Origin of the sequence: Archangium violaceum Cb vi76, assembly GCF_000733295.1 — a bacterium.
GTDB lineage: Bacteria > Myxococcota > Myxococcia > Myxococcales > Myxococcaceae > Archangium > Archangium violaceum.
This window is the reverse complement of sequence record NZ_JPMI01000276.1, coordinates 61534-84671: the sequence shown is the minus strand read 5'-3', so window position 1 is coordinate 84671 and position 23138 is coordinate 61534. Positions and strand designations below refer to the sequence as shown.

At 71.9% G+C, this 23138-nt stretch carries 2 protein-coding genes (1 of these 2 running past the window's edge); both read left to right on the top strand.

The genetic code is table 11. The annotated features are described in order from the left end of the window. Positions 1-9900 carry the 3' portion of a non-ribosomal peptide synthetase gene (locus Q664_RS38035; RefSeq protein WP_084610650.1) on the top strand. The gene continues 7272 nt to the left of window position 1, outside the view, so 9900 of the gene's 17172 nt are visible here — the last part of the coding sequence; the start codon falls outside the window, past its left edge; the stop codon is at positions 9898-9900. Next, positions 9824-23137, top strand: coding sequence for a hybrid non-ribosomal peptide synthetase/type I polyketide synthase (locus Q664_RS38030; RefSeq protein WP_084610648.1), 13314 nt, complete (start codon positions 9824-9826; stop codon positions 23135-23137). Before Q664_RS38035 ends, Q664_RS38030 begins: the two co-directional genes overlap by 77 nt. Position 23138 lies beyond the last annotated feature (1 nt).

The window sequence follows — 23138 nt, the reverse complement described above, 5'->3', positions numbered from 1 at the left end:
GCCTTCGCCCACCAGGACGCTCCCTTCGAGAAGCTCGTGGAGGTGCTCCAGCCCGAGCGCGACCTCGGCCGTAGCCCGCTCTTCCAGGTGATGCTCGTGCTCCAGGAGGATCCGCTGCCGGAGATCTCCCTGCCGGGCCTCGAGCTGCGCGTGCTGGAGCAGGAGAGCCGCACGTCCAAGTTCGATCTGCGCCTCAGCCTCATGGAGACGGCGGCCGGGCTCTCGGCGACCCTCGAGTTCAGCACCGACCTCTTCGAGCCCTCCACCGCCGAGCGCATGCTCGCGCACCTGCGTGTCCTCCTGGAGAGCGCCGTTCGCGAGCCCGCCTGCCGCGTCCAGGAACTGGCGCTGCTGGCACCCGAGGAGCGCCACCGCGTGCTGGTGGCGTGGAACGACACCCGGCTGCCTCGCGAGCCGGACGCGTGCCTGCACCGGCTCATCGAGGCCCAGGTGGAGCGCACGCCGGACGCCGTGGCCGTGTCCTTCGAGGGCGCGCACCTCACGTACCGGGAGCTGGACAGCCGTGCGAATCAGCTCGCTCATTACCTGCGTGCTCGGGGCGTGGGCCCGGACCGGCTGGTGGCGCTGTGTGCCGAGCGGTCGCTCGAGATGGTCGTGGGGCTGCTCGGCATCCTGAAGGCGGGCGGCGCCTACGTGCCGCTGGATCCCGAATACCCGCGCGAGCGGCTCGAGTACATGCTCGCCGATGCGTCCGCGCCCGTGCTCCTCACCCAGGCGCGGCTCGCCCCGGGTCTGCCTCATGGCGATGCGGCCGTGGTGTGTCTGGACTCGGAGTGGGAGGCCGTGGCCCGCGAGTCCACCGCGCGCCCGGAGGTCTCGTTGGCCGGCGGGAATCTGGCCTACGTCATCTACACCTCGGGCTCCACCGGGCGTCCCAAGGGCGCGATGAATACCCACGCCGCCATCTGCAACCGGCTCCTCTGGATGCAGGAGGCGTACGGGCTGGGCGCGGAGGATCGCGTCCTCCAGAAGACACCGTTCAGCTTCGACGTCTCCGTCTGGGAGTTCTTCTGGCCGTTGATGACGGGCGCCCGCCTGGTCATGGCTCGGCCCGGTGGACACCGGGATCCGGCATATCTCACCGGCGTCATCGCCAGCGAGCGGATTACCACGCTGCACTTCGTGCCCTCCATGCTGCGACACTTCCTGGAGGCGCCGGAGCTGGATGCCCGCTTCAGTCCGAAGCGCGTGATCTGCAGCGGCGAGGCCCTGCCTCCGGAGCTGAGGGATCTCTTCCACTCGAGGCTGCGCTCGGAGCTGCACAACCTCTACGGGCCCACCGAGGCCGCCGTGGACGTGACGTTCTGGGCGTGTGTGCCCGAGGACCGGCGGCCACTGGTTCCCATCGGGCGACCCATCGCCAACACGCGGATGTACGTGCTGGACCGGAACCTGCGCCCGGTGCCTCCCGGTGTGCCGGGTGAGCTGTACATCGGCGGCGTGCCGCTGGCCCGTGGCTACTGGCGGCGGCCCGAGCTGACCGCCGAGCGCTTCATCCCGGATCCGTTCGCGGAGACTCCGGGCGGCCGACTGTACCGGACCGGGGATCGCGCCCGGTTCCTGGCGGATGGTGCCATCGAGTACCTCGGCCGGTTGGATGACCAGGTGAAGCTGCGCGGCTTCCGCATCGAGCTCGGAGAGATCGAGTCCGCGCTGCTGCGCCACCCGCACGTGCGCTCGGCCGCGGTGGTGGTGCGCGAGGACGTGCCGGGAGATCGCCGCCTCGTGGCCTACGTCATCCCCGCTGGCGAGGAGCTCGCGCCCAACTCGCTGCGCTCGTTCCTGGGGAGCTCGCTGCCCGAGCACATGGTGCCCTCGGCCTTCGTGCCCCTGGAGGCACTGCCGCTCTCGCCAAGCGGCAAGCTGGATCGCCGGGCACTCCCCGCGCCGGTTCGCACACGGGTTGGCGGTGGCGAGGCCTCCGTCGAGCCCCGCACGAAGATGGAGCGCCGGCTCGCGGAGATCTGGGCCGGGGTGCTCGGAGTGGAGCGTGTGGGCGCCTACGATCGTTTCTTCGAGCTGGGCGGGGATTCCATCCTCGGCCTGCAGGTGATCGCTCGCGCACGGCAGGCGGGGCTGCACCTCACCGTCCGGCAGCTCTTCCAGCACCAGACCCTGGCCGAGCTGGCCCGCGTGGCCGGAGCGGGCAGGGCCCTCGGCGAGCAGGGGCCGGTGTCCGGGCCGGTGCCGCTCACGCCCATCCAGCGGTGGTTCCTCGAGCGGGAGCTGCCGGAAGCGCACCACTTCAATCAGGCGCTGTTGCTGGAGACGCACGAGCCCGTGGACGCCGCCCTGCTGGAGCAGGCACTGCGCGCACTGGTGGAGCACCATGACGCTCTCCGCTCGAGCGTGAAGCGCGTGGGGATGGGTTGGGAGCAGGACTGCGCGGCCCCGGGACGCGAGGTGACGCCGCGCCGGGTGGATCTGTCGGCGCTGCCAGAGTCCGAGCAGGCCGCGGAGCTCGAGCGTGTCTCGGCCGAGGTGCAGGCCAGTCTGTCGCTGGACGAGGGTCTGCTCGTGCGCGCGGTGCTGTTCGACCGCGGCCCGGCTCGGACTGGCCGGCTGCTGCTGGTCATCCACCACCTCGCCGTCGATGGCGTCTCCTGGCGCGTGCTGCTGGAGGACCTGACGACCGCGCTGCACCAGCTCGGCCGGAGCGAGCCGATCACGCTGCCCGCGAAGACGACGTCCTTCCAGGCGTGGGCGCGGCGGTTGGAGGCGTATGCGCGGTCGGAGGCCGTCGCGGCGGAGCTGCCCTTCTGGTTGGAGGAGGTTGGGGGCGATGTGTCCGCGCTGCCCCGGGATCGGCAAGGAAGCAACACGCCCGGTTCCGAGCGCACCGTCACGGTGACACTGGAGCCCGAGGTGACGCGGGCGCTCCTGCACGAGCTGCCGTCCGCCCTGCGCGCGGGTGTGGATGACCTGTTGCTCGCGGGAGTGGCCCGGGCCCTGGCTCGCTGGAGCGGCCAGAATCGGCTGCTCGTCGACGTGGAGGGACACGGGCGCGAGGAGCTCTTCAAGGACGTGGATCTCTCGCGCACGGTGGGCTGGTTCACCGCGCTCCATCCGGTTCGCCTGGTACTCCAGGATGCGAACCCCGAGACGGCGCTCGAGGCGGTCCGCGCCGCGAGGGAGCGGCGAGAGGACAGGGGACTCGGTTACGGCCTGCTGCGCTACCTGCGCCGGGATGAGGCCTCCGAGCAGCTCCGCGCACGGCCCTCCGCCGAGGTCTGCTTCAACTACCTCGGGCAACTGGACGTAGGGGCGCTCGGGGCGTCCCGGTTCGGCCTCGCGCCTGAATCCGTGGGGCCCTCGCATGGGGCCGGCGGACTCCGGAGCCATGTGCTGGAGGTGGTGGCTCGTGCCGCGGGTGGGCGCCTGGAGTTGTCCTGGATCTACAGCGACGCGCTGCACGCCCGCGAGACGATCGAGGCCCTGGCCGCGGATTGCGCGGAGTCGCTCCGGGCGCTCGCGCGGACCGATATTGCCGAGGGGAGCTACCCTCTGTCTCCGCTTCAGCATGGGCTCTTGTTCCAGGTGCTGCTGGAGCCCGGAACGGAGGCGTACTTCGAGCAGCGGAGCTGGACTCTCACCGGGGCGCTCGATGCCGCCGCGCTTCGCGAGTCCTGGGCGTTGGTGGTGGAGCGCCACTCCGCGCTGCGGATGGACTTCCAGTGGGCGGGTCTGGATGAGCCCATGCAGGTGGTGCGAGCCCGCGTGGAGCCGCCGTGGAACGAGCTCGATTGGCGTGGAGTTCCGGCGGAGGAGCAGGTGCGCGGGCTGGAGTCCTTCCTCCGCGAGGATCGGGCTCGTGGCTTCGAGCTGACGCGGGCGCCCCTGATGCGCTTCACGTTGATCCGGCTGGGGGAGCAGGCCCATCGGTTCATCTGGAGCTTCCACCACCTGTTGCTGGACGGATGGAGCCTGGCACGGGTGCTCTCGGAGGTGCTCGAGGCCTACGCGGCGCTCGTCCGTGGTGAGGCGTGGCGGCCCCCGCGTGCGCTGGACTTCCGCACGTACATCGGGTGGCTGAGACGGCGGCGGCCCGATCGGGATGAGGCGTTCTGGCGAGAGCTGCTGGCGGGCGTGGACGCGCCGACCCCGTTGCCGGGAGCGGGTGACTCCGGTGGGGTGAGCGGGGCGGGAGAGCGGGAGGCCGTGCTCGACGCGCGCACCACCGCGGCGTTTCAGGACTTCGCGCGGCGTCACGGGCTCACGCCGAGCACGGTGGTGCACGGCGCGTGGGCGCTGCTGCTGTCGCGGTACGGGGCGGGCGAGGACGTTGTCTTCGGCACCACGCTCTCGGGCCGTCCGCCGGAGCTGCCGGGCATCGAGAAGGCGGTGGGGTTGTTCATCCACTCGCTCCCCGTTCGCGTCCGGCTCCGGAGTGGCGAGGAGCTGGTCCCCTGGTTGCGCGAGCTCCAGGCACGGTTGGTGGAGCTGGCCCAGCGCGACAACGTTTCGCTGGCGCGCCTCCAGGGCTGGAGCGAGGTGCCCCGCGGCACGCCGCTCTTCGAGAGCCTGCTCGTCTTCGAGAACTATCCGATCGATGCCGCCGCGCTCGAGCGGGGCGTGGCCGGCCTGTCGCTCGGGGACTTCCGCCCCTTCGAGCGCACGCACTACCCGTTGACCGCCGTGGCCACGCCGGGCCGCGAGCTGCACCTCAAGCTGCTGTACCGCTCCGAGCGCGTCTCCGCGGATACCGCCGCCCGGCTTCTGGCGCACTGGTGGTCCCTGCTGGAGGAGATGGTTTCCGCTCCCGAGCGGCGGCTCGGAGACGTGCCCCTGCTGTCCACCGCCGAGCGCCGTCGAGTGTTGGTGGAGTGGAACGCCACGAGGACCTCGTTCCCGCGCGAGGCCACGATCCACTCGCTGTTCGAGGCCCAGGTGGCCCGTACGCCCGATTCCGTGGCGGTGTCCTTCGGCGAGGTCTCGCTCACCTATGCCGAGCTGGAGCGGCGGGCGAACCGGCTGGCGCACCGCCTCCTGTCATGGGGGGTCTCGCGAGGCTCGGCCGTGGGCCTGTGCGTGGAGCGCTCGGCGGACCTGATCGTGGGCGTGCTGGGCATCTTGAAGGCCGGTGCCGCCTACGTGCCGCTGGATCCGGCGTACCCGAGCGAGCGTCTGGCCTGGATGATCCAGGATGCCCACGTGCCGGTGCTGCTCACCCAGCAGCGGCTGCGGGACAGTTTGTCACCGGGGGCCGCGCGAGTGCTCGCGTTGGATGGGGCAGGGGAGCTCGAGGGGCTGCCCGACACGGCTCCGGCACCGAGCGCCTCGGCGGATGACCTCGCCTACGTCATCTACACCTCGGGCTCCACGGGCGTGCCCAAGGGCGTCTGCGTCCCGCACCGCGCCGTGGTCCGGCTGGTGGTGGAGACGGACTTCATCCAACTGGTGCCCGAGGACCGCGTGGCGCAGGCGTCCAACGCCTCGTTCGACGCGGCCACCTTCGAGATCTGGGGCGCGCTGCTGCACGGGGCCCGGCTGGTGGGTGTGGATCGCGAGGTGGCGCTCGCGCCGAGGTCGTTCGCCACGTGGCTTCACGAGCAGCGCATCAGCGTCCTCTTCCTCACCACGGCCTGGTTCAACCAGATCGCCACCGAGGTGCCGGACGCCTTCCGAGGGCTGCGGCAACTCCACTTCGGCGGTGAGGCGGTGGATCCCCAGCCGGTCCGCGCGGTCCTGCGCGAAGGCCCGCCGCGGCGGTTGCTCCATGTCTACGGTCCCACCGAGAGCACCACCTTCGCTTCCTGGCACCTCGTCCGCGAAGTGCCCGAGGGAAGCACGACGCTCCCCATCGGCCGGCCGCTGGCCAACACGGAGTTGTACGTGCTCGACGAGGCCCTGGCGCCGGTGCCGCCGGGTGGAGCAGGGGAGCTGTGGATCGGCGGGGACGGCCTGGCCTGGGGCTACCTCGGGCGGCCGGAGCTGACCGCGGATCGTTTCAGGCCGCACCCGTTCAGCGCCGAGCCCGGGGCTCGAATGTACAAGACCGGCGATCGCGTCCGGCTGCTCGCGGACGGCTCGGTCGTGTTCCTCGGGCGTGTGGACGCGCAGGTGAAGGTGCGCGGCTTCCGCGTGGAGCCGGGCGAGATTCAGGCGGTGTTGCTGCGTCACCCCTCCGTGCGCGAGGCCGCCGTGCTGGCGCGCGAGGATGCCGCTGGAGGCTCGCGGCGGCTCGTGGCCTATGTCGTGCCCGCGGCGGGTCAGTCCGTCGAGGGACGCGCACTGCATCGTTTCCTCGCGGAGCGGCTGCCCGAGTACATGGTGCCGTCCGCCTTCGTTCCCCTGGAGCGTCTGCCGCTGACGCCCAATGGCAAGGTGGACCGACGCGCGCTCCCCGCGCCCTCCGAGGTGCCGGGCGAGGTGGACGCTTCCCATGTGGCTCCGCGCGGTCCGGTGGAGGAGTTGCTCGCGGGCCTCTTCGGCGAGCTGCTCGGCGTGCCCCGCGTGGGCGCTCATGACAGCTTCTTCGAGCTGGGCGGGCACTCGTTGCTGGCCACCCGCGTGGTGTCGCGCATCCTCGCCGCCTTCGGGGTGGCGCTGTCGCTGCGAGAGCTGTTCGAGGCGCCCACCGTGGCGCGGCTGGCCGAGCGCATCTCCGCGGCCCGCCAGCTCCCGGACTCCGCGCGCCCGCCGCCGATCGTTCCCGTGCCGCGCGAGGGGCGCCTGCCGCTCTCGTTGATGCAGGAGCGGCTCTGGCTGCTGGAGCAGCTCCAGCCGGGGACGGCCCTCTACAACGTCTCATGGGGAGCCCGGCTGGAAGGGCCTCTGGACACGTCCGCGCTGGAGCGGACCCTGTCCGCGCTCATCCTCCGCCACGAGGCGCTGCGGACCACCTTCCCGCTCGAGGCGGGTGAGCCCGTGCAGGTGCTCCATCCCACGGTGTCGTTCCCCCTGCCGAGTGTGGATCTCCGCGAGCTGCCCGGGCCGGAGGCCGAGGCCCAGGCCCTGCTCGTGGCCTCCGAAGAAGTGCGGCGGCCGTTCGAGCTCTCCCGGGGGCCCCTCATCCGCGCGCTGCTGCTGCGCACGGGAGAGACTTCGCACCTGCTCGTCCTGACGCTGCACCACATCGTCTCGGATGGCTGGTCCCTCGGCGTGGCCACGCGGGAGCTCGCGGCGTTGTACGAGGCGGAGCTCGCCGGGCGGCCCTCGCCGCTCCCCTCGCTGGCCCTTCAGTCCCTGGATCATGCCGTCTGGCAGCGGGGATGGCTCCAGGGCGCCGCGCTCGAGGCCCAGCTCGGCTACTGGCGCGAGCAGCTCGCGGGCGCGCCGCCGGTGCTGTCCCTGCCCACCGACTTCCCACGTCCGGGAGTCCAGCGCTTCCGCGGCGCCACCGTCCGGGTCCACCTCCCGGCCACGTTGTCCGGTGCGTTCCGGGCCCTCTGCCGCCGCGAGGGGGTCACGCCCTTCATGGGCCTGCTGGCCGCCTTCCAGCTCCTGCTGTCCCGCTACTCGGGCCAGGACGACGTCAGCGTGGGCGCTCCCATCTCCGGCCGTCATCACGCCGGGCTGGAGGAGCTGATCGGCTTCTTCGTCAACACGCTGGTGCTGCGCACGCGCCTCTCTCCGGAGCTCTCCTTCCGCGAGCTGCTCGGCCGGGTGCGCGAGACGACGCTCGGTGCGTATGCCCACCAGGAGCTTCCCTTCGAGAAGCTGGTGGAGGCGCTCCAGCCCCCGCGCAGCCTGAGCCACTCGCCGCTCTTCCAGGTCATGTTCGCCCTGCAGGAGTTGCCCGGTACGCCCCTGTCCCTGCCGGGGCTCTCACTGCGCCCGCTCGAGCTCGACACCCGGACGGCCAAGTTCGATCTCACCCTCACGCTCGCCGAGTCCCCCGAGGGCTACACCGGCACGTTCGAGTACGACACCGATCTCTTCGAAGCCACCACGGTGGAGCGCATGGCGGGGCATCTGCGCGTGCTGCTCGAGGCGCTCGTCGAGGACGCGGGTCAGCCGCTCTCCCGCGTCTCCCTGCTCACGGCCCAGGAGCGGCAGCAACTCCTGGTGGACTGGAACGACACCACCGCTCCCTTCCCGGCGGAGCTCTGCCTCCATGAGCTGGTGAGGCAGCAGGCCGCGCGAACCCCGGAGGCCCTCGCGGTGGTGGCCGGGGACGTGCGCCTCACCTACCGCGAGCTGGAGTCGCGTGCCCACCAGCTCGCCCTCCACCTGCGCGCGTTGGGCGTCGGCCCCGAGGTCCGCGTCGGCCTGTGCGTGGAGCGCTCGGCGGACATGGTGGTGGGGGTGCTCGGCATCCTCGAGGCGGGCGGTGCCTACGTCCCGCTGGATCCGGCCTATCCCCGCGAGCGCCTCGGCTTCCTCCTGGAAGACGCCCGGAGCCCGGTGATCGTCACCCAGTCGAGACTGGTGGACCTGCTGCCGCCCCATTCCGCGCACGTGCTGCGGCTGGATGACGGGGTTCCTCTTCCTGTCTCCGAGGCGGCGCTTCCGGTCCGCCTCCACCCGGAGAACCTCGCCTACCTCATCTATACGTCCGGCAGCACGGGCAGGCCCAAGGGTGTCGCCATCACCCACCGCGGCGCCGTGGCCTTCCTGCGCTGGGCCCTGGACACCTTCGAGGCCCCGGTGCTGCACCGCACCCTGGCCGCCACCTCGCTCAACTTCGACCTGTCCGTCTTCGAGCTCTTCGCTCCCCTGTGCAGCGGGGGCGCGGTGGTGGTGGCCGACAACGCCCTGCACCTGGCCGAGCTGCCCGCGGCCTCCGAGGTGACGCTCGTCAACACCGTGCCCTCGGCCATGGCCCAGCTCGTGAGCATGGGGGCACTGCCCGCCTCGGTGCGCGTGGTGAACCTGGCCGGCGAGCCCCTGCCAGAACCGCTGGCCCGGCAGGTGTACGCGGTGCCGGGTGTGCAGCACCTCTACAACCTCTACGGCCCCTCCGAGGACACCACCTATTCCACCTTCGCCCGCGTGAAGCCCGGCGAGGTGCCTCCCATTGGCCGCCCCATCTCCAACACCCGCGCCTACGTGCTGGACGCGCGGCTGCAACCCGTGCCCGTTGGCGTGGTGGGCGAGCTGTACCTCGCGGGCGAGGGCCTCGCCCGTGGCTACCTGGGCCGGCCGCACCTCACCGCCGAGCGCTTCCTGCCCAACCCCTTCGGCCTCGAGGGCAGCCGCATGTACCGCACGGGCGACCGCGTCCGGTACCGGCCCGATGGCGTCCTCGAGTACCTGGGCCGCGTGGACTTCCAGGTGAAGGTGCGGGGCTTCCGCATCGAGCCCGGCGAGGTGGAGGCCGTGCTGCGCGAGCACCCGGACGTGCGCGAGTCGCTCGCCGTGGTGCGGGTGAATGGCGCGGGGGATGGGCGCCTGGTGGCCTACGTGGTGCCCCATGAGGGCGGCTCCCTCGACGTCTCCGCGCTGCGCGACTTCCTCGTGAAGCGCGTGCCGGGCTGGCTGGTGCCTTCCTCCTTCCTGGTGCTGGCGGCCTTCCCGCTCAACGCCAACGGCAAGGTGGATCGCGCCGCGCTCCCGGAGCCCGAGGTGACGCGTACGGCCGAGGCCGTCTTCGTGGAGCCCACCACGCCCCTGGAGCAGCAGCTCGCGGAGCTCGTCGGCCGCGTGCTGGGGATTCCGAGGGTGGGCGTGGAAGACCATTTCTTCACGGCCCTGGGAGGCAGCTCCCTGTCGGCCGTGAAGCTCCGCGTCCTGATTCGTGACGAGCTGAAGCGTGAGGTTCCGGTAACGCGCTTCTTCGAGCAGCCCACCGTGCGCGCGCTGGCCGCGTCCCTGGAGCGGGACACGCCCGGTGCCGAGGGTGAGGTGGACAACCGGGCTCATGAAGATCGCGCCGACCAGCGGCGCCAGGCACTCCGCCGGCAAGGCAACAAGAGGGGACCCCGTGGCAACGGATGACAACGTGCAGTCCGGCGAGGATTTCGGCAACGACATCGCGGTGATCGGCATGGCGGGGCGTTTCCCCGGTGCCCGGGAGCTGCGGACCTTCTGGCGCAACCTCCGCGAGGGCGTGGAGTCCATCTCGTTCCTCTCCGAGCAGGAACTGGAGCGCTCGCCCTTCGTCCCCGACAAGATGGTGCGCCACCCGTCCTTCGTGCGCGCCGGGGGCTTCCTGGAGGGGGCCGACCGCTTCGATCACGACTTCTTCGACATCCCCCTGCGCGAGGCGCAATGGATGGATCCGCAGCAGCGGCTCTTCCTCCAGTGTGCCTGGGCCGCGCTGGAGGACGCCGCGTACGATCCCTCGCGCTTCCCCGGGCGCATTTCCCTGTACGCGGGCGCCGGAGCGTCCGGGCACATGCTGTCGCTGCTGGGCAGCATGCGGGATGATCCCGGCGCGGGCCTGGAGCTGACCACCGCCGCTCCCGAGAGCCTGGCGATGAAGGCGTCCTTCAAGCTCCAGCTCCGGGGCGAGAGCGTCGCCGTGTTCACCGCGTGCTCCACCGGCCTGGTGTCCATCCACATGGCCGCCCAGAGCCTGCTGACGCGGCAGTCGGACATCGCGCTGGCCGGCGCGGTGCGGATCGCCAGCCCCCAGCGCACCGGCTACCTGTTCCAGGAAGGGCTCATCTACTCGCCGGACGGACACTGCCGCGCCTTCGATCACCGCGCGGCCGGCACGGTGGCGGGCAACGGCGTGGGCGTGGTGGTGCTCAAGCTCCTGTCCGATGCGCTGCGCGACGGCGATCACATCTACGCGGTGCTCAAGGGCTCGGCCATCAACAACGACGGCCACCAGAAGGCCGGTTACACCGCGCCGAGCACCGACGGCCAGGCCGAGGTGATCGCGGACGCGCTGGCCTATGCCGGAGTGGGCGCGGAGGACATCGGCTACGTGGAGGCCCACGGCACCGGCACGGCGCTGGGAGACCCCATCGAGATCGCCGCGCTCACCCGGGCCTTCCGCAAGACGTCGAAGCGCCGCAACTACTGCGCCATCGGCTCGGTGAAGACGAACCTGGGGCACCTGGACACGGCGGCGGGCGTCGCCGGGTTCATCAAGGCGGTGCTCGCGCTCCACCACGGGGAGCTGCCGCCCAGCCTGCATTTCGAGCGCCCCAACCCGGAGATCGATTTCGGGAACAGCCCCTTCTTCGTCAACGCGGCCCTCAGGCCGTGGCCGCGCGATGGCTCGCCGCGCCGCGCGGGCGTGAGCTCCTTCGGCATTGGCGGCACCAATGCCCACGTGGTGCTGGAGGAGGCGCCCTCCGTGGCCAGCGCTCCGGCGGCCCGGCCGATGCACCTCGTGACGCTGTCGGCGCGCACACCGACGGCCCTGGATGCGATGGCCCGTGAGCTGGCCGGGCACCTGGAGGCCCACCCGGGCGCGGTGCTGGCGGACGTGGCCTTCACGCGCAACGTGGGCCGCAGGGCCTTCGAGCACCGGCGCGCGGTGGTGGCCGCCGATGCGGCCGGGCTGGTGGAGCAGCTGCGCCAGTCCGTGGCTCCGGTGGAGGCGCTCCGGGCCCGCCGCGTGGCCTTCCTCTTCCCGGGACAGGGCGCACAGGCGGTGGGCATGGGCCGCGAGCTGTACGCGGCCGAGCCGGGCTTCCGGAAGGACGTGGACGCCGCGCTCGCACGGCTGGAGCCCTCGCTCTCGGCCGAGGTGCGCGCGCTGGTGCTCCCGGCACCGGGGACGGAGGAGAGCGCCGCCCGGATGCTCGCGGCTCCGCGCGTGGCGCTGCCCGCGCTCTTCATCGTCGAGCACGCGCTGGCCCGGCTCTGGATGTCCTGGGGCGTCCAGCCGCACGCGCTGCTGGGACACAGCTACGGTGAGTATGTGGCGGCCTGCGTGGCCGGCGTGTTGTCGCCCGAGGACGGGCTGCGGCTCGCGGTGATCCGCGGTGCCCTGATGGCGCGCCTGCCTCCGGGGGCCATGCTCTCGGTGGGGATGGAGGAGGCGGAGCTGCTGCCGCTGCTCGGGGACGGGCTCGCGCTGGCGGCCGTCAACGGTGCCGGGCGTTGCGTCGTCTCCGGCACCGTCGAGGCCGTCGAGCGGCTGGAGCGGGAGCTGTCCGGCCGGGGCGTGGGAACCGTCCGGCTGGCCGCCGCGCACGCGTTCCACTCCAGCGCGGTGGAGCCGGTGATGCCGGACCTGGCGCGCGCGGTGTCCGCGTTGCGTCTCCAGGCGCCGAAGATCCCCTACGTGTCGAGCCTCACCGGGACGTGGATCCGCCCCGAGGAGGCCACGGATCCGTCCTACTGGGCCCGGCAGATGCGCCAGCCGGTCCGCTTCGCTGCGGGGCTGGAGGTGCTGATCGGCGAGGGTTGCGGTGTCCTCCTGGAGGTGGGCCCGGGTCAGGAGCTCACGTCCAATTGCCGCGCGCGCGTGCGCAAGGATCGGCGGTTGCTCGCGGTGCCCTCGCTGCGCCGCCGGCCCTCGGAGAGCGACTACAGCGGACTGCTGCGCTCGTTCGGTGACCTGTGGTGCGCGGGCGTCGAGGTGGACTGGGAGCGCTTCTACTCGGGTGAGTCCCGCCGTCGCGTCCCGCTGCCCACGTACCCCTTCGAGGAGAAGTCCTGCGCCCTCGCGGCACCGGCCTCGCTGCCGGCGCTGGAGCTCCTGGCCGCCCGGCCCGCCGAGGCCACCACCGCACCCGCCGCCGCGCCCGTTGCCGCGTCCGCGACTCCCGCCGCATCCGCTCCCCGGAGCGAGATCGAGCGCCGCGTCCTGGAGATCTGGCGCGAGCGCCTGGGCACCGGGGAGATCGGCCTGCATGACGACTTCCTGGAGCTGGGCGGCAACTCGCTGATGGCGGCGCAGATGCTCACGCGCCTGCGCGAGGCCTTCTCCGTGCAGCTCCCGCTCAGCGCGCTCTTCGATGCTCCTACCGTGGCGGGGATCTCCGCGCGCATCGAGGCCATGCTCCAGACGTCCCGGCCGGACGGCGGGGCGGCGATCGACGTCATCTCCCGGATCGATCGCTCGGGTGAGCTGCCGCTCTCCGTGGTGCAGGAGCGCGTCTTCCGCATGGATCAGCGGGATCCGGGCAACCCGGCCCTGAACATGCCGTTGGCCATCCGGCTCTCGGGGACGATCGACGCTAGACTGCTGGAGCGGAGCGTCAACGAGGTGATCCGCCGGCACGAGGTGCTTCGTTCCACCTACGCCGAGGTGGAGGGGCGGGTGGTGCAGCGCTTCGCCGCCAGGGTTCAGATCGACGTGCCGGTGGTGGATCTCCAGCGCCTGGGCGGGGATCGCGAGGCCGAGGCGCTGCGGCTGGCGCTGGAGGACGCGGAGCGGCCCTTCTCGTTGGAGCATGGGCCCATCGTCCGCGTCAGCCTGCTGCGGCTGGAGGCGGCGGAGCATCTGCTGCTGATCAACATCCATCACATCGCCGCGGACACGCTCTCGCTGGTGGCCTTCCTGCGCGAGACGGCGGTGAACTACCAGGCCTTCCAGGCGGGGAAGCCGGCGCCGCTGCCGGAGCTGGCCGTGCAGTACGTGGATTACGCGGCCTGGGAGCGCCGCGCGCTGGCCGGAGGCGGGCTGGCGGAGCAGGAGACCTACTGGCGAGAGGTGCTCGCCGGGCTGCCCGGCTCCCTGGAGCTGGCCTCGGACAGGCCCCGCCGGGCCGAGCAGCGCCTGCGTGGCGCGCGCATTCCCGTGGGCTTCTCCCGGAAGACGGGCACCCAGCTGCTCGCGTTCAGCCAGCGCGAGGGCGTGACGCCCTTCATGACGCTGCTGGCCGCGCTCTCCGCGCTGCTCTCTCGCTACTCGGGACGCGAGGACATCGTGGTGGGCACGCCGGTGGGCAACCGCGCCAAGGGCGAGCTGGAGCCGCTCATCGGTTTCGTGGCCCACGCCATGGCGCTGCGGACCGACCTCTCGGGCGATCCCACCTTCCGTGAGCTGCTGGGCCGCACTCGCGACGTGACGCTCGAGGCGTCCTCCCACCAGGACGTGCCTTTCGAGCACGTCCTGCCGAAGGTGGCCCCGGGAAGGGATCCGGGACGCTCGCGGCTGTGTGACGCGGTGCTCATCCTGCACTCGCACGTGGCCACGGCCCTGCCGCAGATGCCCGGGCTTGGCATGCGGCTGGTGGATGTGGCGGGCACGCCCGCCCAGTTCGGTGCCACGCTCGGCGAGCTGACGCTGCTGATCAACGAGGGCGAGCATGGCTTCGTCGGCCATCTCGACTACGCCACCGAGCTCTATGACGAGGCGCGCGTCCGGCGGTTGTTCGGCCACCTCGAGGCGTTGCTGGAGGCGGCCATCGCGCAGCCCGAGCAGCGGTTGTCTCGCCTGGCCCTGGCGGCGGCCGATGAAACGCGGCGCCTGCTTCCCGGGGTGGAAACGGGGCCAGGCCTGTTGGAGCGGCTCGGGGCCCGCGTGGAGCGGATGCCGGACGCGGTGGCGATCAGCTCGGGCGCGCGGCGCCTGACGTGGCGGGAGCTGGCCGCGTGTGCCCGGGGACTCGCTGCCCGGCTTCGGAGCGAGGGCGTGGGCCCGGAGGTGCCGGTGGCCCTCTGCCTGGAGCCGTCGATCGAAGCGGTCTGCGCGCTCTGGGGCGTGCTGGAGGCGGGCGGCGCCTGCTTGCCAGTGGCCCGGGGGGAGCTGGCGGCGTTGCCGTCCCTCCTGTTGGAGCACGGGCCCCGGTTGCTGCTGGTGGCCAGGTCTGAAGGGCTCACGCTCCCGGCGGGCGTGCGTGCACTGAAGGTGGAGCTGGATGCGCGGGCGGAGGGCGGACACGCCGCGGGCCCGGTGCCCGGCGAGCGGCTGGCGCTCATCGTGCCCGCGCCCGAGGTGATGGGAGGCCAGGGACGCATCTCCCTGAGCCATCGCAACCTCGCGCACCTGCTGGCCTCGCTGGACGAGCGGCTCGGCGGGGGCGAGGGAGAGGTGTGGCTGGCGGCGGGTGGGCCCGCGGCGGATCCGGCGGGGTTGGATCTGCTGTGGGCGCTCGCGCGGGGGCTGCGTGTCGTGCTGCCCCCCGAGCGGATGGCCGCGCGCTTCGTGGCCGTGTCGCGGCGGGCGGTCCAGCGGCCGCTCGAGTTCAGCCTCTCGTACTTCGCCAACGACGAGGACTCGCTGGGCGAGCGCAAGTACGAGCAGCTCATCGAGGGCGCGAAGTTCGCCGACGCGCACGGCTTCTCCGCCGTCTGGACGCCGGAGCGCCGCTTCCACTCGTTCGGTGGCCTGTACCCGGCGCCCTCGGTGATCGGCGGAGCGCTCGCGATGCTCACGCGTCACGTGCACATCCGCGCCGGCAGTGTGGTGCTCCCGCTGCACGAGCCCCTGGAGGTGGCCGAGCAGTGGTCCGTCGTGGACAACCTGTCCGGCGGGCGCGTGGGCCTGTCGCTCGCGACGGGCTGGCACGCCAATGACTTCGCGCTCTCGCCGGACACGTACTCCCGGCGGCGCGAGGTGTTGCAGGAGCGCGTGGAGGAGCTGCGGCGGCTGTGGCGGGGCGGCACCGTCCGGCGGCGCAATGGTGCCGGAGTGGAGGTGGATCTCTCGCTGCGGCCGAAGCCCGTGCAGCCGGAGCTGCCGGTGTGGCTCACCTCCGCGGGCAACCCGGAGACGTTCCGCCAGGCGGGCGACATCGGCGCGGGCCTGCTCACCAACGTGCTCGGGCTGGGCGCGAACCTGGAGGAGCTGGCGGCGAAGGTGGCGCTGTACCGCGAGGCGTGGCGCAAGCGCGGCCACGGACCCGGCCGGGGTCACGTGACGCTGATGCTCTACACCTTCCTGGGCAGGGATCTCGACGAGGTCCGCGACATCGTCCGCGAGCCGCTCCTGCGCTACTTCCGCAGCTCGGTGGACATCTTCAGCAACCTGATGGCCAGCCAGGGCCTCCAGGTGGATGTGCGGGGGCTCACCGAGCAGGACATGGACACGCTGCTCGGTCAGGCGTTCGAGCAGTACCTGGCGGACGGCGGCATCTTCGGCTCGGTGGAGGATGGCGTGCGCGTCGTGGAGCGGGTGCGGACGCTGGACGTGGATGAGATCGCCTGCCTCGTCGACTTCGGCGTGGATCTGCCGTCGATGATGTCCAGCCTCCGCCATGTGGACAAGCTGCGGCAGCGGTTCCAGTCGCCCGTGGCTTCCGCGGAGCCGGTGCTCGCCGAGGGGGAGGGTGGACTCGGAGAGTTGCTGGAGCTGGTCCGGAGCGAGGGCGTCACCGCGCTGCGCTGCGCGCCGTCCCAGGCCCGTGCGCTGGCGGAGCTGCCAGGAGCAGCCGGGGCGCTGGGCGGCGTGCGCCGGCTGGTGCTGGGAGGCGAGGCGGTGGATTCAGAGGTGGACTCGGTGCTGGGCCGGGTCTACGTCGCGGAGCGTGGGGTGGTGGAGGCGTCCTCGGTGGAGGTGGCCTGGCCGGCCTCTGGCTCCGGGGCATTCCGCGTCCTCGATGCGTCCGGGGCTCAGGTGCCCGTCGGAGTCGTGGGTGAGCTCGCGATCGGCGGGGGAGCCGTCCCACTCGGCTTCTGGAAGGATGCCGAGGCGTCCCAGGTCCGCTTCCTCTCTGGAAAGGGGGCGGACGAGCGCCTCCTGCTGACGGGCCAGCGCGCCCGCTTCCGCACCGATGGAGAGGTCGAGCGGGTGGCGCCTCCCCGCGCCTCGAAACCGCGCCGTCCGGCCCGTGTGGCGGCCGCGCGCAAGGAGCAGGCTCCGCGTGTTCCCTCGGGGATGGACTCGCCCGTGGTGCGGGTCCCGCGCGATCGGCCCCTGCCGCTCTCGTTCGCGCAGCAGCGGCTCTGGTTCCTGCAGCAGCTCGATCCGGCGGATGTCGCCTACAACAACGCGGTGGGACTGCGCCTGTCGGGCGTTCTGGAGTTGGCGCCTCTCGAGGCGGCGCTGAACGAGGTGATGCGCCGGCACGAAGTGCTGCGGACCACGTACGTCCTCGCGGACGACGGCGCGCACCAGGAGATCGCCTCGGAGATGCCGCTGGTCCTGGAGCACCGGGAGGCCGTCGGTGCGTCCGCACGGGAGCGTGAAGAGGACGCCTTCCGGCTGGCGCGAGCCGAGGCCCTCCGGCCGTTCGATCTCTCGCGAGGACCGGTGATCCGGGCCGTGCTGATCCGGGTCGGCGAGCGGGAGCACATCCTGCAACTCACCCTGCATCACGTGGCCTCGGACGCCTGGTCCTCCGGGGTGCTGTATCGCGAGCTGGGGGTGCTCTACGAAGCCTTCCTGGCGGGCAGTCCGTCGCCGCTGCCCGCGATGCCGGTGCAGTACGCGGATTACGCCGTCTGGCAGCGCAACTGGCTGAGTGGCCAGGCCATGGAGTCGCAGCTCGGCTACTGGAAGAAGCAGCTCGCCGGGGTGCCGCCGCTGGAGCTGCCCACGGACAGGCCTCGCCCCGCGAACAGGACCTCCGCGGGCGCCTTGCACCATTTCGTGTTGCCTCGCGAGCTGTCCGAGCCCCTGCTGTCGCTCGGCCGGCGCGAGGGCTCCACGCCCTTCATGGTGATGATGGCCCTCTATCAGGCGCTGCTGCACCGCTACAGCGGCCAGGAGGACTTCGCCGTGGGCTCTCCGCTCGCTGGCCGCAACCGGCCGGAGGTGGAGGGGCTCATCGGCTGCTTCATCAACACCCTGGCCTTCCGGGCGCCGCTCGCGGGTGCTCCGAGCTTCCGCCAGCTCCTCGGACGCGTGCGGCACCAGGCCCTGGAGGCCTATGCCCACCAGGACGCTCCCTTCGAGCGCGTGGTGGACATCCTCGAGCTGCCGCGTGACACGAGCCGCACCGCCGTGTTCCAGGCCAGCCTCAACCTGATCAACACCCCGGAGACGGGCGTCGAGCTTCCCTCGTTGAAGCTGGGCGTGATGGACGTCCCCGTGGGCACGGCCAAGTTCGATCTGACCCTGACGGTGCGCGAGGGGCGCGAGGGGCTGGGCTGCATCTTCGAATACGCCACCACCTTGTTCGATGAGGCCACGGTGGCGGGCATGGCCCGGTGCCTGGCCTCGCTGGCGCGCTCCGTGGTGGGCTCGCCGGACAAGTCCCTGGCCCTGCTGCCGCTGCTGGAAGAGGGGGAGACGCGCCGGCTGCTGGTGGAGTGGAACGACACCCGCGCCGCCATGCCGTCCTCCACCCTCCACGCGCTCTTCGAGGCGCAGGTGGAGAAGACCCCCGAGGCCCTGGCGGTCATCGCCGGGGACGCGCGGTTGACGTACCGGGAGCTGAACCGGCGGGCCAACCAGCTCGCCTGGCACCTGCGGGAGCTGGGTGTGGGCCCGGATGTGCCGGTGGGCCTGTTCCTGGAGCGCTCGGTGGAGGCGCTGGTGGGCCTGTGGGGCATCCTCAAGGCCGGCGGCGCCTACGTGCCCCTGGATCCGGCGTTCCCCGCCGAGCGCCAGCGCGGAATCCTCGAGGACTCGCGGGCGCGTGCGCTCGTCACCGACTCGCGGCTGGCCGCGGGGCTCGGTGGGTTCGGCGGGACGCTCGTGTGCCTGGACACGGACGCGGCGCGGCTGGCCACTCGTAGCGAGGCCAACCCTCCGTCCGCCGTGGCGCCGGAGAACCTCGTCTACATCATCTTCACCTCGGGCTCGACGGGACGGCCCAAGGGCGTGGCCATCGAGCACCGGCAGCTCGTCAACTACGTGGAAGGCGTCTCGCGGCGGCTGGAGCTGCCCGAGGGCGCCAGCTTCGCCTCGGTGTCCACGCTGGCCGCGGATCTGGGCAACACCGCCGTCTTCCCCACGCTGTGCCGGGGTGGCGCGCTGCACTTCATCTCGAAGGAGAGCGCCTCGGATCCCGCCGAGCTGGCGAGGCTCTTCGAGAGCGGGGCGGTGGACTGCGTGAAGATCGTCCCCGCGCACCTGCAGGCGCTGCTGGCCTCGCCGGACGCGGAGCGGGTGTTGCCACGCAAGCGCCTGGTGCTGGGCGGAGACGTGTCCGACTGGTCCCTGATGGACCGGGTGCACGCGCTGTCGCCGGACGTGGTGGTGTTCAACCACTACGGCCCCACGGAGACGACGGTGGGTGTGCTCACCCAGCGCGTGGAGCGAGGGCCCGAGGGGCGCGTGTCCGCGTCGGTGCCGCTCGGCAGGCCGATTCCGAACGCGCGCGTGTACGTGCTGGATACGCACCTGCAACCGGTGCCGCCGGGCGTGCCGGGAGAGCTGTGCATTGGCGGGAGCGTGGTGGGCCGGGGCTACCTGGGAAGGCCGGAGCTGACGGTGGAGCGCTTCGTGCCGGACCCGTACTCGGATGAGCCGGGCGCGAGGATGTACCGCACGGGAGACCGGGCGCGGCTGCTGGCGGACGGCCGGGTGGAGTTCCTGGGCCGTGTGGACCACCAGCTCAAGATTCGCGGCTACCGGGTGGAGCTGGGAGAGGTGGAGGCGGCGCTGGAGCGGCACCCGGCGGTGCGCGAGTCGGTGGTGGTGGCGAAGGAGGTGGCCGCGGGAGACAAGCGGCTGGTGGCCTACGCCGTACCGAAGTCCGGACACGCGGTGGATGCCACCGCGCTGCGCGAGTTCCTGAGCGGGGCGCTGCCGGACTACATGGTGCCGTCGGCCATCGTGACGCTGGAGGCGCTGCCGCTGACGGCGAACGGCAAGGTGGACAGGGCGGCGCTGCCGGCGCCGGTGCTCGACAGGGTGGCGGAGAAGTTCGTGGCGCCGCGCACGCCCGTGGAGGAGGTGCTGGCGGGCCTGTGGGGCGAGCTGTTGCGCGTCCCGCGGGTGGGAGTGAACGAGAGCTTCTTCGAGCTCGGCGGCCACTCGCTGCTGGCGATGCAGTTGGTGGCGCGGCTGCGGAGCGCGCTGCGGGTGGAGCTGCCGCTGCGCGAGGTATTCGAGGCGCCGACGGTGGCGGGGCTGGCCGAGCGGGTGGGCCGGGCGCTGGCCGCCGCGGAGGGAGCCACGCGGGTGCCGCCGTTGAAGCGGGTGCCTCGCGGGGGCGCGCTGCCGCTGTCGTTCGCCCAGGAGCGGTTGTGGTTGCTGGATCGGCTCGACGGAGGCGGCGTCTTCTACCACATCCCCATGTCGGTGGAGCTGACGGGGCCCGTGGACGTGGCGGCCCTGGAGCGGAGCCTGCTCGAGCTGGTGCGCCGTCACGAGGCGTTGCGGACCCGGTTCGTCGAGAGCGCCGGGACACCGGTTCAGCTCATCGAGGAGTCGGCGGAGCTGCCGCTGGTGGTGGAGAGTCTGGAGTCGGAGCCGGAGTCCGCGCGCGAGGCGGCGGTGCGCCGGCGCATCCAGGAGGAGATGCGCAAGCCGTTCGAGCTGGCGAAGGGCCGGCTGGCGCGGGCGTTCCTGCTGAGGCTGGAGCCGGAGCGGCACGTGCTGCTGCTGGTGGTGCATCACATCCTGTCGGATGGCTGGTCCATGGGGGTGCTGGCGCGCGAGGTGGTGGCGCTGTACGAGGCCTTCACGCAGGCGCGTCCGTCCCCGTTGGCGGAGCTGCCGGTGCAGTACGCGGATTACGCGGTGTGGCAGCGGGAATGGCTGAGAGGCGAGGTGCTGGAGGAGCAGCTCGCCTGGTGGCGCGAGCAGTTGAAGGGTGCGCCGCACGTGCTGGAACTGCCGGCGGATCGGCCGAGGCGGGCGGGAGCGGGGCGGGCGGAGCAGCGGATGGCGCACCTGCCGTTGCCGCTGGTGGAGCGCTTGGAGGCGGTGGCGCGCGGCGAGGGCGCCACGCTCTTCATGGCGGTGCTGGCCGGATGGCAGATGCTGTTGTCTCGCTACAGCGGGCAGAAGGATCTGCTGATGGGCGTGCCGTTCGCCAACCGCGGCCGGGTGGAGACGGAGGGGCTGCTCGGCCTGTTCTTCGAGCCGCTGGTGCTTCGTGGCGACCTGTCGGGACGGCCGGACTTCCGCGAGCTGCTCAGGCGGGTGAAGAAGTCGGTGCTGGGGGCCTTCACGCATCCGCACGTGCCTTTCGAGCCGTTGCTGAAGGCGCTCGGGGTGCAGCGCGATGTGGCGCGCGCGCCGCTGTTCCAGGTGCTCTTCGCGCAGGTGGATGAGGTGCCTCGGCCCGAGTCGCTGCCGGGTGGGCTCCAGGTGCGCCAGGTCCAGTCGGAGCCGGCGGCCACGGAGCTGGATCTGACGATGCTGCTGACGCGGGTGGCCGACGGCGCCATGTTCGGGGCGCTGTACAACGCGGATCTGTTCGATGAGGAGCGCATCCAGCGGATGCTGGAGCGGCTGCGGTCGCTGCTCGAGGAGGCGGTGGCGGCGCCGGACAGGGCGGTGGAGGAGTTGCCGCTGCTGACGCGGGACGAGCGCCACCGGCTGCTGGTGGAGTGGAACGGGGCGCGCGAGGAGGTACCGCGCGAGACGTGTCTCCACACGCTGTTCGAGGCGCAGGTGGAGAGGACGCCGGACGCGCTGGCGGTGATGGAAGGGAGCCGCACGGTGACGTACCGGGCGCTGGACGCGCGGGCGGCGCAGCTGGCGCGCCAGTTGAGGGCGAGTGGGGTGGGGCTGGAGACGCGGGTAGGCGTGTACGTGGAGCGCTCGGTGGAGATGGTGGTGGCGCTGCTGGGCGTGTTGAAGGCGGGAGGCGCCTACGTCCCGTTGGACACGGAGTACCCGGTGGAGCGGCTGCGCTTCATGCTGGAAGACAGCGGAGCGCGGGTGGTGGTGGCGCGAGGGGCTCTCAGGGAGAAGCTGGGAGAGGCGGCGGGCCGCGTGTGGCTGGACGTGGACGAAGCGTCGCGGACCGTGGCGGGTGAGCTGGTGCTGAAGGTGGACGTGCCGCCCGAGGCCGCGGCGTACGTGCTGTACACGTCGGGGTCGACGGGCAAGCCGAAGGGAGTGGTGGTGCAGCACCGCTCGCTGGTGAATTTCACGCGGGCGGCGTGGCAGTCCTTCCCCGTGGAGCCGGGAGACAGGGTGCTGCAGTTCGCTTCGGTGAGCTGGGACACGAGCGCGGAGGAGTTCTACCCGTGTTTGACGCGGGGCGGGACGCTGGTGTTGAGGACGCCGGAGATGCTGGACGTGCCGGAGGCATTCCTGGCCCGGTGCGAGGCGGCGGGAGTGACGCAGCTGAACCTGCCGACGGCGTTCTGGCACGAGGTGGTGGCGAGCCTGGAAGCGGGACAGGGGAAGCTGCCAGCGGGGCTGAAGTGGGTGGTGATTGGTGGCGAGCGAGCGGTGCCCGAGCGCGTGGCGCAGTGGAGGCGGCGCGTGGGCAATACGGTGCCGCTGCTCAACACGTACGGTCTGACGGAAGTAACGGCGGTCGCCACATCGGTGGAGCTGACGACGTCCGCGCCCGAGGAGGCCGGACGCGAGGTGGCCATCGGCGGGCCGCTGAAGAACGTACAGGTGTACGTGCTGGATGGGGTGCTGGAGCCGGTGCCGGAGGGTGTGGTGGGAGAGCTGTACGTGGGAGGAGAGGGGCTGGCGCGAGGCTACCTGGGCCGAGCGGAGCTGACGGCGGAGCGCTTCGTACCGAGCCCATTCGGAGAGGGAGAGAGGCTGTACCGGACGGGAGACAGGGCGAGGTGGAGGAAGGACGGGAGGCTGGAGTACCTGGGCCGGGGTGACGAGCAGGTGAAGGTGCGGGGCCACCGCATCGAGTTGGGCGAAGTGGAGGCGGGGCTGCTGGGGCACCCGGGAGTGAGGGAAGCCCTGGTGGTGGTGCGAGAGGACGTGCCCGGAGACAAGCGGCTGGTGGCGTACGTGGTGGCGCGTCCCGGACAGGCGCTGGAGAGCGTCGAGGTGCGTACGTCCCTGGCGCAGCGGCTCCCGCACTTCCTGGTACCGCAGGCTGTAGTGGTTCTGGAGCAACTCCCCTTGCTGCCCAGCGGGAAGGTGGACCGCAAGTCACTGCCGGCGCCGGAGCATGCCGGGAGCGCACAGCGGGAACAGTACGTGGCTCCGCGCACGCCCCTGGAGGAGAAGCTGGCGGGCTTCTGGGCGGAGGTGTTGCGCCTGGAGAAGGTGGGTCTGCACGACAACTTCTTCGACGCGGGCGGGCACTCGCTGCTGGCGATGCAGCTCGTCGCCCGTGTGCGTGAGGCCGTGGGCGTGGAGCTGCCGCTCCGCGCCGTGTTCGAGTCACCCACCCTCGGGGGAATGGCGGATGCGGTCGCGCGCCTGACGGAGTCGACGAAGCGCGTCGCCGAAGCGCCCATCCCGAGGGTTTCGAAGAACCTGGATACGGAAGCGCTCGAACAGCTCTCGGACGAAGAGCTGGACGCGCTGCTGAACGCCACCGAGTCGGAGAACTGAG

Bases quoted from the DNA above. Each gene is read 5' to 3' on its own strand.
- Q664_RS38030 (WP_084610648.1), top strand. From the start codon at position 9,824: ATGAAGATCGCGCCGACCAGCGGCGCCAGGCACTCCGCCGGCAAGGCA.